14 protein-coding genes are annotated in these 15426 nt (G+C 69.6%); 5 read left to right on the top strand and 9 right to left on the bottom strand.

Annotated elements, in window-relative coordinates:
• Nucleotides 1-40: 40 nt before the first annotated feature.
• On the bottom strand, nt 41-2077 hold the full coding sequence (locus ACIBO2_RS01170; RefSeq protein WP_397294725.1) for a hypothetical protein: 2037 nt from the start codon (nt 2075-2077) through the stop codon (nt 41-43).
• A gap of 108 nt (nt 2078-2185) precedes the next feature.
• Here ACIBO2_RS01170 and ACIBO2_RS01165 point away from each other — a divergent pair, with 108 nt between their 5' ends.
• The 4 genes from ACIBO2_RS01165 to ACIBO2_RS01150 all read left to right on the top strand — a co-directional run bounded on the left by ACIBO2_RS01165 (nt 2186) and on the right by ACIBO2_RS01150 (nt 7834).
• A complete protein-coding gene (locus tag ACIBO2_RS01165; RefSeq protein WP_397294723.1) occupies nt 2186-3616 on the top strand; it encodes a hypothetical protein in 1431 nt (476 codons plus the stop codon).
• Between the two features lie 170 nt (nt 3617-3786).
• Entirely contained in the window at nt 3787-5418 is a 1632-nt protein-coding gene (locus tag ACIBO2_RS01160) for an LCP family protein (RefSeq protein WP_358550779.1), read from the top strand.
• 175 nt (nt 5419-5593) lie between these two features.
• On the top strand, nt 5594-6811 hold the full coding sequence (locus tag ACIBO2_RS01155) for an acyltransferase family protein (RefSeq protein ID WP_358550777.1): 1218 nt from the start codon (nt 5594-5596) through the stop codon (nt 6809-6811).
• 57 nt (nt 6812-6868) lie between these two features.
• Nucleotides 6869-7834: a glycosyltransferase gene (locus ACIBO2_RS01150; protein WP_358550775.1), complete on the top strand. Its 966-nt coding sequence runs from the start codon at nt 6869-6871 to the stop codon at nt 7832-7834.
• Here ACIBO2_RS01150 and ACIBO2_RS01145 read toward each other — a convergent pair.
• The 3 genes from ACIBO2_RS01145 to ACIBO2_RS01135 all read right to left on the bottom strand — a co-directional run bounded on the left by ACIBO2_RS01145 (nt 7803) and on the right by ACIBO2_RS01135 (nt 10125).
• Complete coding sequence (locus ACIBO2_RS01145; protein ID WP_397294720.1) at nt 7803-8498, bottom strand: TetR/AcrR family transcriptional regulator; 696 nt, start codon at nt 8496-8498, stop codon at nt 7803-7805. The two genes, ACIBO2_RS01150 and ACIBO2_RS01145, sit on opposite strands and share 32 nt — an antisense overlap.
• 240 nt (nt 8499-8738) lie before the next feature.
• The gene (locus ACIBO2_RS01140; RefSeq protein WP_358550771.1) at nt 8739-9686 is read right to left on the bottom strand and encodes a hypothetical protein; all 948 of its coding nucleotides are present in this window, start codon (nt 9684-9686) and stop codon (nt 8739-8741) included.
• The gene (locus ACIBO2_RS01135; protein ID WP_357949494.1) at nt 9679-10125 is read right to left on the bottom strand and encodes an RNA polymerase sigma factor; all 447 of its coding nucleotides are present in this window, start codon (nt 10123-10125) and stop codon (nt 9679-9681) included. Before ACIBO2_RS01135 ends, ACIBO2_RS01140 begins: the two co-directional genes overlap by 8 nt.
• Nucleotides 10126-10229: 104 nt before the next feature.
• Between ACIBO2_RS01135 and ACIBO2_RS01130 the strand changes: the two genes are divergently transcribed.
• On the top strand, nt 10230-10943 hold the full coding sequence (locus ACIBO2_RS01130) for an acetoacetate decarboxylase family protein (RefSeq protein ID WP_357948963.1): 714 nt from the start codon (nt 10230-10232) through the stop codon (nt 10941-10943).
• On the opposite strand, the gene ACIBO2_RS01125 is transcribed toward ACIBO2_RS01130, so the two are convergent.
• The 5 genes from ACIBO2_RS01125 to ACIBO2_RS01105 form a co-directional block, all read right to left on the bottom strand.
• The gene (locus ACIBO2_RS01125) at nt 10940-11731 is read right to left on the bottom strand and encodes an ATP-binding cassette domain-containing protein (RefSeq protein WP_358550769.1); all 792 of its coding nucleotides are present in this window, start codon (nt 11729-11731) and stop codon (nt 10940-10942) included. The two genes, ACIBO2_RS01130 and ACIBO2_RS01125, sit on opposite strands and share 4 nt — an antisense overlap.
• Before the next feature lie 48 nt (nt 11732-11779).
• The gene (locus tag ACIBO2_RS01120) at nt 11780-12664 is read right to left on the bottom strand and encodes a glycosyltransferase (protein WP_358550948.1); all 885 of its coding nucleotides are present in this window, start codon (nt 12662-12664) and stop codon (nt 11780-11782) included.
• A 187-nt stretch (nt 12665-12851) separates the two neighbouring features.
• Complete coding sequence (locus ACIBO2_RS01115) at nt 12852-13619, bottom strand: CDP-alcohol phosphatidyltransferase family protein (protein WP_358550767.1); 768 nt, start codon at nt 13617-13619, stop codon at nt 12852-12854.
• On the bottom strand, nt 13597-14637 hold the full coding sequence (locus tag ACIBO2_RS01110) for an iron-containing alcohol dehydrogenase family protein (RefSeq protein ID WP_225296080.1): 1041 nt from the start codon (nt 14635-14637) through the stop codon (nt 13597-13599). The genes ACIBO2_RS01115 and ACIBO2_RS01110 overlap by 23 nt, the downstream gene beginning before the upstream one ends.
• Before the next feature lie 28 nt (nt 14638-14665).
• Nucleotides 14666-15397, bottom strand: a complete 732-nt coding sequence (locus tag ACIBO2_RS01105; RefSeq protein ID WP_357647960.1) for a phosphocholine cytidylyltransferase family protein — start codon at nt 15395-15397, stop codon at nt 14666-14668.
• Nucleotides 15398-15426 lie beyond the last annotated feature (29 nt).

Below are 15426 nucleotides of genomic sequence, written 5' to 3'. Positions count from 1 at the left end.
AGGGTACTCTGCCCAGCAGGGAGAAAAGTCCACACACGGGTCAGGCAACGGCCATCCACACGCTGATCCCGAACCCCCAGGTGCCGTTCGGCGCGTCGATGAGCGAGCGCTCGTCCTGCCGCGACACCAGGGCCATGACCTGCGTATTCGGGCCGTACGGAGCGACCTGGCCCGCTTCGGCCGCCAGCACGACCGGGACGCGGCCGACGGCGCGGACGCGATCGATCAGGCGACGCACGTCTTCTTCCTTTGCCGTATTCTTCCCTGCCTCCACCAGGACCTGGGCCGTCGGGCGGTCGCACATGCCCCGGACGACCTGGGTGAACCGGTTGGCCGTCACCCGCTCGACGATCAGCACCGAGGCGTTCGGCGGGATCTTGGCGCACATCGCCTCGACGGCCGCCCGCTCGCCCCGCTCCACCGGCGTGAACGCGGTCCCGATCGAGGTGATGGCCGGCGGCACCAGGATGAGCGCGGCGCCCACGACGCCGATCCACCGGCCGTACCCGCGCATGGGCGCCCGCGTACGCACCCACTCCAGCCCCCACACCGCCAGCAGGATCATCCCGGGGATCACCACCGGGACCAGCCGGCGCGCGGCCCATGGATGGTCGGGGGTGATCTCCGGGCGCAGCAACGTGGTCACCGTGGTCCAGCCGATGACGGCCAGCGGAAGCAGCCACTCGGCCGGGGAGCCGTTCCTGAGCAGCCGCCGCACCAGCACCGCCGCGGCGAGCGTGGCCAGGACGATCGCGGGGATGCCGACGTACCAGCTCACCCAGTGCAGGGACAGCTCCGAGTACAGCCGGGTGCCGTCGACGGGCAGGCCGTTGGCCTTCTGCGTCTGTCTGATGAACTCGGAGGTGAGCCGGTCTTCCCGCGTCGTGGCCGCCCGCGTCACGGTCTGCAGCCACGGTCGCACGGCCAACCCCGCCACGACCAGCACGACCAGCCCGGCCCCCACATCCGGCAGCCACCTGGGCAGCCGGATCCGGGCCAGCCGGGGCGCGATGAGCGCGCCCGCCAGGGTGAGCAGGAGAACGGCGGCGCAGATGGCCAGCAGCGGGTTGACCGACTTGGACAGATAGGACAGATACGGCCGCGCCAGCACGTACGCCGCCAGCAGCCCCAGCCCCGCACCAACCGCGAGCCCGGCCAGGAGCGGCGGCCCGAGCGCGCCTTGGGGCCTGCCGAGGCGCCGCCAGGCGATCAGCGCCCCGGCGAACGCCAGGACCGGCAGCACGTCACGCAGCCCGTCGATCCTGACCAGCACGGCCAGCCCGAACACCAGCCCGCCCAGCGCCGCCGCCCAGCCCCGCGACCTGTCCTCCCGCGCAAGGGCGTCATGGACCAGGGCCAGGCCGCCGAACAGCAGCACCAGCGAGGGGATCTCGCTGAAGGTAGTCCGCGAGGTGTAGAGGATCGGCAGGCTCACCGCGAAGGCCAGCGCCGCCACCGGTGCCCAGCGCCCGCCGGCGAGCCGGCCCACCACCCCCGCCAGCGTGAGCACGGCCAGCGCCCCCAGCACGGCCGGTGTCAGCAGCATGGCGCCGAGCCCGCCGAGCCAGTCACCCGCGGCGAACAGCAGCGGCGGCCCCGGCATGAACTGCGGCACCACCGCCCCGTCCGCGGGGTAGAACCCGATGCTGTCGAACTTGAGCGCCGGATCGGGCCCGCCGAACGCCTCCACCTGCGGGATGATCGGCAGCGAGCCGTGCCGGGCCAGCCAGATGGCGTACTGCGCGTACGTGGCGGGGTCACGCCTGACGATCAGCTGCTCGGTGTGCGTGATCGCGTTGAACACACCCGACCCCACCGCGACGGCGACGACCGCGCCGACCTGCCGCCCGGTCGCTTCGACGACCTTCAGTGGCCCGCGAACGGCGAGGCGGCACAGCAACCCGATGACCACCACCCCGAGCACCAGCGCCGGCACCGGCTGGTACCAGCCCGCCAGCAGCAGCGGAAGCGCGGCGAGCAGCCAGCCGGCCAGGATCAGGGCAGGCAGGATCGAGACCACGGCGAGCACCCGGCCCGCCGACGGCCTGCGCGTCCGGTCCGGCCAGGCGATTCTCATCGGTGATCGCGAGCGTATCCAACGCGCGGGCGATTATGCGCGACCGCGCACCGCGCCCGGTGTGGGCGGTTACGCGAGATCGTCAGAAACGCGGGTAGCGTACGCGACGTGCCGGTGAAACGGGAGCGGGAGAACGTACAGGTGGAGGAGGCGACGCCCGTCGGCGACCCCGCCCGGACGGCCTCGCTGGTGCGGCGGCACGGCTGGTTCCTGGCGGTCCTGACCCTAGGCACCGCGCTGCGGGTGATCACGATGCTGGGCTACCGCCCGGCCCTGTGGTTCCCCGACTCCTACACCTACGTCGTCACCATCTTCCACCCGCGCCCCGACCTGGTGCGCCCCGCCGGCTACTCGGCCTTCATGAAGGCGCTCGAACCGTTCCACTCCTTCGGCGCGGTCGCCGCCGCGCAGCACCTGCTCGGCCTGGCCACCGGCGTGCTGGTCTACTGGTGCGCGCGCCGGGCGCCCAGGTGGGCGTCGACGCTGGCCACGGTGCCGGTGCTGCTGGACGCCTACCAGATCGAGCTGGAGCACCTGCTCGTCTCCGACACGCTCTTCATGTTCCTGATCGTCGCCGCGGTGGCGCTCACCCTGGCCGACCGGTCCGCGGTGATCGCCGTCGGGCTGCTGCTGGCCGCCGCCACGCTCACCAGGACCGTCGGCCAGCCGCTGATCGTCGTCGTGGCGGCCTGGTTCCTGCTGCGCAGGCGGGTGGGGCTGGCCGGGGTGGTGGTCGTGGCCGCGCTGGCGCCGATCCTCGCGTACGGGGGCTGGTTCTACGCCACCTACCACCGCGTCGGCATCGTCGGGGCGAACGGCGCGTTCCTGTACGCCCGGACGATGTCGTTCGCCGACTGCGCCAAGATGGACCCCCCGCCGGACCTCAAGGTGCTCTGCGACCCCCGGCCGCCCGATCAGCGGCCGCCCTCGCAGGAGTACATCTGGGCCAAGGACTCCCCGCTCGTCGCGCTGCCCGACATCACCTTCACCCAGCGGACCGACGAGTTGGCGGCCAGGTTCGCCTCGCTGGCCATCCGAAAGCAGCCGCTCGACTACGCGGCCTCCGTGCTGTCGGAGCTGGGCCGTTCGTTCGTCTGGGGCCGCCCCGTCTACCCCGACCACGAGATCTACGACTACTACGAGTTCCCCGCCACCTCGCCGTCGCCGCCCGGCCGGTGGGCCGCGCAACTGGGTGTCGACCTGGGCAAGCGCTACGAGCAGGGGCCGATCGGCGCCGAGGTCGTCGAGCCGTACGCGGGCTGGATGCGCGCCTACCAGGACGTGGCCCGGCTGCCGGGCACCGTGCTGCTGGCCGTCCTGCTCGTCCCGCCCGCCCTGGCGATCAGGCGGCGGCGCTCCAGGTCCGTGAGAGGGATTTATGAGCCGCCCGCGTGGCTGCTGCCCTGGTCGACGTCGGTTCTTCTGCTGGTGATGCCCGCCGCGGTGGCCGAGTTCGACTACCGGTACGTCCTGCCGGCCGTACCCCTGGCCTGCCTGGCGGCGGCCCTGGCCACCCGCCCCGACCTGCGCAAACTCTAAGAGTTTGTCGAGGATATTCCACGAAATGTCCAGCTCTGAGTATGCTTTTGCCCGGTAACATCACGCCCGAGTCACGGTCGATTCTCTTGGTCATGGCTGCGGGCACGCCGTCCGTGACCTAGTCTCGTGGCGCAGAACGACCGAGCCGACCGGACTGGGCGAGGGGGCGCATGAGTGACCATTGGAGCGTGTCCGTGGAGGACCGCAGGGTCGCCTCTACACAGCCCGGCAGCCGGATGTCGCGCCGGGCGGCGGCGTCGAGCCCGCCTCCGCCGCCACCCGAGGACCTGCCGCCCCGCGGCCACCGCGGCGGCGGTAACGGCGGTGGCAACAAGATGCGCGTGCTGGCCTGGATCAGCATCGCGACCACCTCGCTCATGGTCGCCGGCGCGCTGACCGGATACACGCTCTACCGCGACGCCTTCAGCAACATCAACCAGAGGGGCTTCAAGGAAGACATCCTCACCCCTCGGCCTCCGGACACCGGCGCGCTCAACGTGCTGCTGGTCGGCTCCGACACCCGCGCGGGCAAGGGCAACGCGAAGTACGGCCAGGCGGACGCCAGGAAGGCCGACGCGGGCGGCAAGCGCACCGACACGATCATCCTGATGCACATCTCGCCCAACCGGGACCAGGCGCGGCTCATCAGCTTCCCGCGCGACTCGATGGTGCAGATCCCCAGGTGCAAGAACGAGACCACCAAGCAGGAGATGGCGGCCCGCCGGGACATGATCAACTCGGCGTACAGCTCGGGCGGGGTCGCCTGCACGATGTCCACGCTGGAGACCCTCACCGGCATCCGCATCGACCACTACGTCGAGGTCGACTTCAGCGGCTTCAAGAACATCGTCGATGCCCTCGACGGCATCGAGATCTGCCTCCAGAACGGCGTCGACGACAAGAACTCCCACCTGAAGCTGCCCCCGGGCAAGAGCCTGCTGAACGGCGAGCAGGCGCTGGGCTACGTCCGGCTGCGCCACTACGGTGACGGCAGCGACATCCAGCGGATCAAGCGCCAGCAGATCTTCCTGAGCAAGGTCGTGCAGAAGGCCACCAGCAGCCAGCTCCTCACCGACATCGGCAAGCTCACGAGCTTCATCAAGGCCACGGCCAAGTCGGTGACGATGGACCCCGAGCTGGCCAACGACACCGCTCAGCTCATCGACATCGCCAAGAGCGCGCAGAAGATGACGGCGGGCGGGGTCAAGTTCACCACGATCCCGTGGCAGCCGGACCCCGAGGACAACAACCGGGTGGTCTGGCGGCAGCCCGACGCCAACGACCTGTTCAACGCCATCAAGAGCGACGTGGAGCTGCCCGAGGCCGCGGCGACGACCGCCGCCACCAAGCCCAAGATCAACCTCAAGCCGGAGCAGGTCCAGGTCCAGGTGCTCAACGGCACGACGACGCAGGGCAAGGCCCGCGAGGTCGCCGACCTGCTGAGCAAGGAGGGCTTCAAGGTCACGGGCGTGGGCAACTACCTGGCCGCCGACGGCAAGAGCCAGGCCAACACCCAGGTCCGCTACGCCAAGAAGGCGGCCGACGGCACCACGTACAGCGACGTGCTGATCAAGGCGATGCAGCCCAAGCCGACCCCGACGGCGGGCAAGCTCAAGCCGACCACCACCGACGTCTACACCGCTCCGGTGCCCGTGCCCTCGTCGACCCCGGCCACGGCGAACCCGCCCGTGATCCAGCTGATCATCGGCGAGGACTTCAAGTCGGTCAAGGTCACCAAACTCCCCGACAGCGTCACCAACAGCACGATCTCCGCGGACAAGCAGAAGAACGTCTGTACCTGACCTCCAAGTTCCCTGTGTAACCGGGTGTTCTCGCACCGCTAGTGAGACAGGAGCCTCGCGGCCGGGATAATGTGTTGCGGGTCGGCGACGCGGGTTCGCCCCACGCGATCAAGGACGCGTGCCGCGTGCTGCCTTGGCGTTCCCCCGACCCCGAGTGAAGCTGAGCGACTCCGTAGTGTCTGACACGAAGCACTCCCCACCGACCACGACTCCCCAGGGCCCCGGTGACGCCGATGAGGCCACCGGTCCCGCGAGCACAGGAGCTCAGTGGCCGCTGCCGGAGGAGGCTTTCTGGAGTGAGCAGACGGATCCGCACGGCACCACCCCGCCCGAGGCGGGGGGCAAGAAGCCCGATGCCGATCCCGAGCCGGAGCCGTCGCCCGAGCCCGAGGCACCCAAGCGGAAGCGCGACCCTTATCTGGACAACGTCAAGTTCGTCCTGATCGCGTTCGTGATCGTCGGCCACTCGCTGGTGCCGACGCTCAACACCGACTCCGCCAGGTCGCTCTACATCTTCATCTACACCTTCCACATGCCGCTGTTCGTGCTCATCAGTGGCTACCTGTCCAGAAATTTCTGGAACTCCAACGCGAAGACCAACAAACTGGTCGACACGTTCGTCGTGCCGTACGTGATCGTGGAGGTCGGCTACGCGCTGGTCCGGCTTGGTCTGGGGCAGAAGTGGAGCCTCACGATCATCGACCCCGCGTGGATCAACTGGTATCTGCTGGCGCTGCTGTTCTGGCGACTGTCCACACCCGTGTGGAAGCGGATGAAGTACCCGATCCCGGTGGCGATCGCGATCTACCTGTTCGCCGGGTTCTCGCAGATCTCCGGTGACTTCAGCATGGACCGGTTCTTCGGCCTGATGCCGTTCTTCGTCATCGGGCTCGTGATGCAGCCCGAGCACTTCGAGCTGCTCGACCGCCGGTGGATCAAGATCGTCTCGGTGTTCGTGGTGCTCGGGGCCGCCGCGGTGTCGATCTTCATCGCACCCAAGGCGCCGCTCAAGCCCTTCTACTACAAGCACAGCTTCCAGGACATGGACCTGTCCTGGTGGATGGGCCTCGGCGTACGCGCCGGGCTGCTGATCTGCGGGCTGGCCATGAGCTATGCCGTCCTGTCGCTGGTGCCCAGGCGTGAGACGTGGTTCACCGATCTCGGCACCCGCACCCTCTACTGCTACCTGCTCCACGGCATCCCCGTCCTCATCGCCAAGGACCAGGGATGGCTGGAGCTGCCCTGGCTGCACGGCCCGCTCGGGGTGCTGGCGATCAGTGCGAGCTGTTTCGCCCTGGCCATCGTGCTGTGCCTCCCCGAGACGCGCACCGCGTTCAAGTGGGTCCTCGAACCCCGCCTAACCTGGCTATACCGCCGCCCATCCCGAAGTTAAGCGGCAATTCCCCCTGCATTTACGCCGTTGACCGGGTGACCGCGCAGCATCGACCGCATGCGGGTTTGCGTCGCCACCACCGTCCACCATCCCGAGGACGCCCGGATCATGCACCGGCAGATCCGGGCGCTGCTCGACGCGGGCCACGAGGTGACCTACGTCGCGCCCTTCACCTATTACAACGTGACGCCCGCGATGGGCGTCACCGCGATCGACGTGCCGCGCGACGCCGGCTACGGCCGGGCGCGGGCGGCGCTCCGACGCGGCCTCAAGCGCGCCGACCTGCTGATGCTGCACGACCACCGACTGCTGCACGCCCTGCCCTTCCACCACCCGCCCATTGTCTGGGATGTACGGGAGCAGGTCACCGCCAGGCAGATGGCCCGGGCCGAACGGCGCCACCACGTGATCACCTCCGCCGTGGTGCCGGAAGCCACCCTGGTGTCGGCGGAGCCTTCACCTCCTGGTGACAGCAGGGTGGTGCACATCGGGCGCCTGTCCGCCGAGCGCGGCGTCTCCGAGCTCATCGGGCTGGCCGAGCGGCTCGTCCCGCACGGCATCCGGATGGACCTGATCGGCGCCAGCGACCGTGAGATCCGGCCGCTGCTGCGGGACGCCCAGCGGGTCGGGCTGCTCGACTGGTTCGGGTACGTCCCGAACCGCCATGCCCTGCGCATGGCCGAGGGCGCCCTGGCCGGCCTGGCCCTGTCGGAGGAAACCGGTCCGAGGACGCCGACCAAGATCCTCGACTACATGGGCCGGGGGCTCCCGGTGATCACCACGCCGCATGGCTCGATGGCCGAGCGCGTCGGGTGCGGGCTCGTGGTGCCGCTCGACGTGGACGCGCTCGTACACGCCGTACTCGATCTGAAGGAGGACCCCGCGCGGCGGGCGGCACTGGGGGCGCGCGGCCACGCGGAGGCCCGCCTGCGGCACCACTGGCCCGATCACGCGGCGGAGTTCGTGGCCAGGATGGAGAGGTGGGCCGGCGTCAGCGTGCCCGCCCACTCCCTGGCCGTCTAGGGGGCCGACCGGGGGTTTGAGGCGGTCGGCCCCCAGGAATCGATGCGGCAGGACCACTCGGTGTGTCGGCGGCCGGTGGCGCGCTGCCGCGCAGGATGAACGCGATCGTGTCGCCCAGGCTCCGCTCGATCTGCTCGGCGGGAATCGCGCCGCTCACCGCCAGCGCGCCGAGGCCCTGCAGAGTGGCGATGACCGGCAGGCTGACGCGATCCACCGGCCCCGCGCGGACCTCTCCCCGGCGCTGTCCGTGCTCGATCAGCTCCATGGTCAGGGTCTCCAGGCGCTGCTTGGCCGCGATCAGTTGCTCGGAGGCGGTGGTGTCGTGCTTGAAGGAGTACATCAGGTCGAGGAGGGCCGCGTTGGCGGTGGCGAAGCCCACGTAGGCGCCCGCGAGGGCGGCCAGCCGGTCGGCGAAGGAGCCGTCGGCCCGCTCCAGAGCCTCGGTCATCGCGGTCGCCAGCCGCTCGTGCCCCTCCAGCGCCAGCGCGTCCAGCAGGGCCTGCTTGCTGGTGAAATGGCGGCTCGGCGCGGCCGGACTGACCCCGGCCTCACGGGCCAGCTCGCGTAGTGACAGCGCCCCCGGCCCCTTCGTCCGCAGCGTCTGCTCGGCGTGGGTCAGCAGTGCGGCGCGGAGGTCTCCGTGGTGGTAAGGCCGGGTCTTCATGCCTCTCAGCCTAGCCCGGAGTGAGCGGTGTTTACATTATTGTCATTGACTACATTGTTATCGCTGCATACATTGAGAGCATGACGAAAACATCCACCCGCCTCCCCGACCTGACCGGCCGCACCGCCGTGGTCACCGGCGCCAACAGCGGGATCGGCCTCGCCGCCGTCGCCGCCGGTGGACCGTGTCCGAGGAGCTGACCGACGTCACCTTCCCCGAGCACCTCCGCGCGGCCTCCGTCTAGGGCCCTTCGAGGTCGTAGGTGACGTCCGCCAGGCGGACCGTCTGGACCAGCGGGTCCTCGATGGTCTTCCGCAGCTCGCCGATCGTGGCCAGGGAGTCCACATAGGCGTAGGCCAGACCGTCGTTCGCGGCCTTGCGGAGACGGGCCAGGCTCAGGTCGAAGTCGTGCAGGTTGTCGTCGTCGTAGTCCTTGAGGATGCCCACCCAGCGGCGGAAGTTCGCGAGGTCCAGTTTGATCGCCTCATCGGGCAGGATCTGGTGATCCTTCTTGGCCGTCAGTTCGGGCATCGGGGCTCTGTCCCACCTCGTCATCCCGCCCCACGTGATGGGAATCGAACTGGGGCGCCGCTCATACACCACCTTGTCGACGTTGCCCCGGTATCTGGCGGTGAAGGCGATGAGCTCGTCGGTGGTGAGCGGCTTGGCGAATTCGATCACGGCCAGCGCGTTGAGACCCTCGGGCAGCCTGGCGAGGACCTTACGGCTGTAGACCTTGGGCTGGCTGCCGGTGCTCACCTCGCTCAGGGCTCTGCTCAAGGTGGTGTTGGCGCCGTTGCCGAGCGGCAGCCTGCCCACGTGGCCGAAGAAGTCCTGGGTGATGACGTGCTCCGCGCCGCCGAAGCCGGCGACGAACCCGCCGACGGCCCGTACAGGGTTGACGGAAACGGTGAACGACATCGACAGCGGCGTGGTGGCGCCCGTTTCCCGGACGTCGATGTCATAGCCGGGGTTGTAGATCTTGAAGGCGGTGCCGAGCACGTCCGCCATGCGCGTTTCCCGGTCGCCGCGCCGCTGGATCAGGCTGGAGCCGACCGTCGCCACCAAGACGAGGACGACCAGCGCCGCCAGGACCATCGAGGCCGTACGCGTCAGGCCCCGCCGCACGGCCCGGCGGGTCGCCTTACGGTCGAAGTCGGGCATGGGCAGCAGATCATCGTCAGTCATGCGGAACTCCGTAGATGTCGGCGAAGGCGGCTCTGGCCCGCCACACGGCGGTCTTGATCGTGGCGTGCTTCTTGCCGGTCATCGCGGCCACCTCGACCAGCGAGAAGCCCTCGAAGTAGACCAGCGCGAGGAGCCTGCGGTGCTGCTCGGGCAGCCGCTCCAGGGCATCGCGCACGGCCAGCGACTCGGCGTGCAGCGCGGGCACGCCGAGCTCGTCGGGGTCGGGCAGGGCCAGCTCGCGGCGGTGGCGCCGGACGTGGTCGACCAGGACGTTGCGGGCGATGGTGAGCAGCCAGGCGGCCGCGTTCTCGCCGCGCCAGCCGAGCAGCGCCCGGGTCGCCTTGACGAATGTCTCCTGGGCCAGGTCCTCGGCGAGGTGGGGATCGCGGGTGCGGCGTAACAGGAACCCGCACACGAGCGCCCAGTGCTCTCGGTACAGCTCCTCGATGATGATGCCCTCCGCGTTCTTGCGATTGTCACAACAGAGCAGACGCGATCGGGGCAGGAATGGTCACACGGCTTTCCGGTTGATGTACTGGACTCATGTCTTCGCATCTGATCCAGGGCCGCACGGTGAGCATGCCCGTCCAGGTGAGAGACGCCACGGTCTGCAGCGTCATGTATCCCGTACGGGCCGACGCCGCCAGGGCGGTGATCGCCTACTCGGGGCTGGACGTGGCCGAGGTGTTCCCGGGCAAGGCCATCTGCGTGCTGGTGTTCGTCGATTACCGGGAGAGCGATCTGGACGCCTACCACGAGGTCGGCGTGGCGTTCCTGGTGCGTCCGCCGGGCGTGGCGCAATCGGTCGGGCTGGGCGATCTGCGGCGGGCCGGGGTGTTCATCCACTGGCTACCGGTCGATCAGGAGTTCACCTTGGACGCGGGCCGCCGCATCTGGGGCTTTCCGAAGGAGCTGGCCGACATCGACCTGCGGCTCGACTCGGCGTACAAACGCTGTGTCCTGCGCAGGGACGGGCGGCTGGTGCTCGACCTGCTGCTCAGACCGGGCCTGCCCGCGCCGGGCGCGGGCGCGCTGGTCCCGCTGGACGCCTTCACGCATCGGGAGGGCGTGACGCGGCGCGTCCCGTGGTCGGTGACGGCCCGGGGTGTCCGGGTACGGCCCGGCGGCGCGCTGATCCGCCTGGGCAACCACCCGATCGCCAAGGAGCTGAGCGAGCTCGGCCTGCCGAAGCGCCCCCTGCTCACCACCACGGTCGCCCACGCCGCCATGACCTTCGGCGACGCGATGGCCATCTAGGCCCGGGCGCTCCACCGTCCGTCGACGCGGCTGATCCGCACCGGGTGGTCGAAGCACTTGCTCACCAGGTCGGTGGTCAGCACCTCGTCCACCGGCCCCGACGCCATGCACTCGCCCTCCCGCAGCAGCAGCGCGTGGGTGGTGCTGGCGGGCAGCTCCTCCAGATGGTGGGTCACCAGTACGGTGGCCAGCGCCGGATGCTCCCGGCGCAGCACGTCGAGGCTGGCCAGCAGCTGCTCGCGGGCGGCCAGGTCCAGCCCGGTGGCGGGCTCGTCGAGCAGCAGCAGTCGCGGCCTGGGCATCAGAGCCCGCGCGATCAGCGCCCGGCCCCGCTCGCCCTGGGACAGGTAGGGCCAGCGTGCCTCGGCCTTGCGCGCCATCCCCATCATCCCGATCAGCCGCAGGGCCTGCTCCTCCTGCTCGGCGGTGGGCTGCCAGCGAGGGACGAGCTCGATGGTGTTGGTGGCCCCGGTCAGCACGAGGTCGCGCACCCGGAGGCCGGACTCCAGCGAATGCCGTGGATTGACGTGCCCCAGGAAGGAGCGGAGCTCGCGCATGTCGACCCGGCCGAGCCGATGCCCCAGGACCTCGACGACCCCTCGCGTGGGGTGCTTCACCGCCCCCAGGAGGTCCAGCAGCGTGCTCTTCCCGGCCCCATTGGGCCCCAGCAGGGCCCAATGCTCGCCCTGCCCGACCGTCAGAGAGATCGAGCGCAACAGGGAGGTGCCATCACGCACCACATCGACCTCGACGGCACGCAGAACGGGCCCACCGGCAACAGGATCCATCCACGTAGGCTATCAACAGTCATCAGATGTCTGAGGACTGACCGGTCCTCAGACGATCGGCGGGCGGCCCAGCTTCACCATGCGCCACGCGGTGCGCCAGGCCATCGGGCGGCGCTCGCCGGCCGGCGTCCGCAGCCCCTCGAAGAACCCGGTGAACCACGCCTTGATCGCCACCCCGGACCGGCGCTCCCTGATCAGCGTCAGCACCACCCAGTCGAGCAGGTAGAGCACCGCCAGCGGCCACGGCAGGTTGCGCCGCGCCAGCCACACCCGGTTGCGCGCGTTCATCCTGTAGAAATCGGCGTGCCGCGTCGGCGGGACCTGCGGGTGGTACATGACCGTCTCGGCGTCGTACTCGATCCGGTAGCCCTCACCCAGCAGCCGCCAGGCCAGGTCGGTCTCCTCGTGAGCGTAGAAGAACTGCTCAGGCAGACCGCCCACCTGGAGGAAGGCCGAGCGGCGGATCGCCGAGGCGCCGCCGAGGAAGGTAGTGACCGGCGAGGATCGTTCGGGGTCGCCCGCACGCAGGCGCGGGACGTGGCGCCGCTGGCCGATGCCGCCCTCGGGGTCCATCACCCGGAAGGAGATGACCGCGAGGTCGGGCTCGGTGGCGAAGCGGTCACGGACGTGGGAGACGACCTTCTGGTTGGCGTACCAGCCGTCGTCGTCGAGGAACAGCACGACATCACCGGAGCACTCCTCGACGCCGCGGTTGCGGCCGGCCGGGATGCCGGTGTTGCGTTCGAGCCGGACCGTCTTCACGGTCGCGGACGAGCCCACGGGTGGCGTCGCCGACACCTCGGGCACGTCGGCGCCGTTGCCCACGATCACCACCTCGACGTCGCCGTCGATCTGGTGCAGCGCGGACTCGACCGCCCGGTTCAGCTCCGCGACCCGGTTGCCCATGGTGAGGATGACGCACGATATCTTCAACGGGTCATCGTCCTGACGCGTCGAGAACACGGGCGGAGCATTCTTTCATGATCACCGAGTCTGCTGGTATGCATATTTCCTGATATTGGTGGAGCCAAGCGTATCGGAACCAAAGGTGAACCCCCGCCAAACTGCGGACGTCCGATCAATACGACGAGCGAGGGGCCCCGCCGGTTCCGATGTGTGCTCACGCAAGCCGCCTCGATGCCAGGATGCTGACCAGGTGCAGGACGGTCTGCAGGACCGCGGCCACGAAACAGGCGATGAGCAACACCCGCGAGGCGAGCAGATCGCCCGCGACGGCGTCGATCACCGCGGTCACGACCGCGAGCATGGACAGCTCGATCGGCTGCACGATCCGGTGGAACTTCGTCGCCCCCACCACCCGACGGGCCAGCCCCAGCAGCCCGGACCGCAGTTGCCCCGCGGACGCCTCGGTGGCGCTCGGCAGGCCCCCCTTGGCCCTGGCCACGTCCACGAGGTCGGTCTCGGCCTTGATGAGGATGGCGCCGAGCGCGGCGGCGACGCCGAGCACGGTGTACCAGTCGGGCAGCACGGCCGACGTCCGCCAGCCCAGCCCGATCAGCAGCGCGGCCTCGGTGAAGTAGGCGCCGACGCGGTCGAGGTAGACGCCGACCAGCGAGGTGCGGCCCGTCCAGCGGGCCAGCTCACCGTCGGAGCAGTCCAGCAGCAGATAGACCTGGACGAGCAGAGCGGCGCCCACGGCGGCCCACAGGCCCGGCAGGGCCAGCACGACCCCGGCCACGATCCCGGCCAGCGTCATCACCCAGGTGAGCTGGTTGGGCGTGATGGAGGTCTTGGCCGTCAGCCAGGTGACGTAGATGGACAGCCGGCGCATGTAGAGCACGCCGGCCCAATGCTCACCGTTTCTGCGCTCGAGGTGTCCGGCGGGCTGGGCGACCCGCCGGATCTCAGCGACCGAAGGCCCGGACATAGTCCCCCACCCGATCGCGGACCTCGGACTCCGACATGCGCAGGTGCTCCAGGATCGTGTAGCGGCCGGGACGGGTGGCGGGCGCCAGCGTGACGGCCTCGGCGAACTGCTCGCCGCTCAGGCCGATGTCGGCTGGGACGACGGGCAGCTCGTGCTGTCGCAGGCAGTCAGTGACCTGCTTGAGCCGGGCGGCGTCCTCCCTGAGGAAGAAGCAGAAGGCGGCACCGATCCCGGCGAGCTCGCCGTGATTGGAGGTGCCGGGGAAGAGCTGATCCACGGCATGAAGGATCTCATGGTCTCCACCACTCGCGGGCCGAGACGACCCGGCGATGACCATCGACATGCCCGACAGAATCAGCGATTCGGCCAGAACAGTGAGGAAGGCATCGGACTCGATGGAGTCGGTCCGGCCGACCAGCGCCTCGGCCGCCATGCGGGCCATCGAGCAGGCCAGCCCGTCGATGGGCTCGCCGCGCTCCACGTTGCCGAGCTGCCAGTCCTCGATGGCCGACAGGTTGCTGACCACGTCGCCGACCCCCGAGCGGACCAGCGACTCGGGAGCGCTGTGCACGAAGTCGAGGTCGACCAGGACCGCCAGCGGCATCGGCACGCCGAACGTGCCCTTGCCGCCCTCGTACACCAGCGAGGCCGTGGGCGAGCAGATGCCGTCGTGGGAGAGGTTCGTGGCCACGGCGACCATCGGGATGCCCGCCAGCGAGGCGGCGTATTTGGTGGCGTCGATGGTCCTGCCGCCGCCGACGCCGACGACCACCTCATAGGCGCCCTTGCGCAGGTCGGCGCCGAGCGAGACGGCCGCGTCGACCGAGCCGTCGGACACCCTGAACACCTCGGCCTCGCCGAGTGTGGGCGCGATCAGGCCCTCGATGTGGTCGCCCTGCCCGGGGCCCACGGCGACGGCGACCCGGCCGGAGGTCGCCACCCGGGTGTCGGCCAGTAATGCGCCGAGCTCCGCCACCGCGCCCCGCCTGACCATGATGGCCAGGGGCGCGGGCAGCATCCGCGCTAGAAGCGGCATGCCCGCCTCCTCAGTAGCGAACGGCTATGGTACGAGCCTTGGCCAGGTCGTCGTGGTTGTCCACCTCGACCCAGTCGACCTCCCCGATGGGCGCGACGTGGATCCGCTCGCCGCGCGCGACCATCTCCTGGTAGCCGTCCTCGTAGTAGAGCTGCGGGTCGCGTTCGAAGGTGGCCTGCAGCGCGTCGGCCAGGCGCTCGGCGGCGCCGGGGCGGATGAGCGTGGCGCCGATGTACTCGCCGTAGGCGGTGGCCGGGTCCATCAGCTTGGTGATCCGCTTGAGGTCGTCGCCGTCGAGGGTGACCTTCATCTCCTCGTCGGCCAGCCGCTTCACGTTGTCGACCGCGAGCAGGATGTCGCTGGTCTCGGGCGCCGACAGCAGCGTCTTCTCGACCGAGACGGGGTGCACGGTGTCGCCGTTGACCAGCAGCGCGCCCTGCGCGAAGTAGTCGCGCGCGCACCACAGGGAGTAGGCGTTGTTCCACTCCTCGGCCTTGTCGTTGTGCACGAGGGTGAGCTTGACGCCGTGTCGCTTCTCCAGCTCGTCCTTCCGCTCGTGTACGGCCTGCGCCGCGTAACCGACGACGATCACGACCTCGCGCAGATCCACCTCGGCGAGGTTGCGCAGCGAGATGTCCATGATCGTGGTCTCACCGTCGACCGGCACCAATGCCTTCGGCAGCGTGTCGGTGTACGGTCGCAGGCGTCGTCCGGCTCCAGCGGCCAGCACCATTCCCAGCAACGTGCACTCCTCAGTCGAGCATCTACTCC

Source organism: Nonomuraea sp. NPDC050022 (assembly GCF_044460705.1).
Classification (GTDB): Bacteria; Actinomycetota; Actinomycetes; order Streptosporangiales; family Streptosporangiaceae; genus Nonomuraea.
This window is presented reverse-complemented; position numbering and strand designations above follow the sequence as displayed.

What these genes read in the sequence shown, in the direction of transcription:
- ACIBO2_RS01170 (WP_397294725.1), bottom strand. Translation starts at nt 2,077, where the DNA reads ATGAGAATCGCCTGGCCGGACCGGACGCGCAGGCCGTCGGCGGGCCGG.
- ACIBO2_RS01160 (WP_358550779.1), top strand. Translation starts at nt 3,787, where the DNA reads ATGAGTGACCATTGGAGCGTGTCCGTGGAGGACCGCAGGGTCGCCTCT.
- ACIBO2_RS01150 (WP_358550775.1), top strand. Translation starts at nt 6,869, where the DNA reads ATGCGGGTTTGCGTCGCCACCACCGTCCACCATCCCGAGGACGCCCGG.
- ACIBO2_RS01145 (WP_397294720.1), bottom strand. Translation starts at nt 8,498, where the DNA reads ATGAAGACCCGGCCTTACCACCACGGAGACCTCCGCGCCGCACTGCTG.
- ACIBO2_RS01140 (WP_358550771.1), bottom strand. Translation starts at nt 9,686, where the DNA reads ATGACTGACGATGATCTGCTGCCCATGCCCGACTTCGACCGTAAGGCG.
- ACIBO2_RS01130 (WP_357948963.1), top strand. Translation starts at nt 10,230, where the DNA reads ATGTCTTCGCATCTGATCCAGGGCCGCACGGTGAGCATGCCCGTCCAG.
- ACIBO2_RS01125 (WP_358550769.1), bottom strand. Translation starts at nt 11,731, where the DNA reads ATGGATCCTGTTGCCGGTGGGCCCGTTCTGCGTGCCGTCGAGGTCGAT.
- ACIBO2_RS01115 (WP_358550767.1), bottom strand. Translation starts at nt 13,619, where the DNA reads ATGTCCGGGCCTTCGGTCGCTGAGATCCGGCGGGTCGCCCAGCCCGCC.
- ACIBO2_RS01110 (WP_225296080.1), bottom strand. Translation starts at nt 14,637, where the DNA reads ATGCTGCCCGCGCCCCTGGCCATCATGGTCAGGCGGGGCGCGGTGGCG.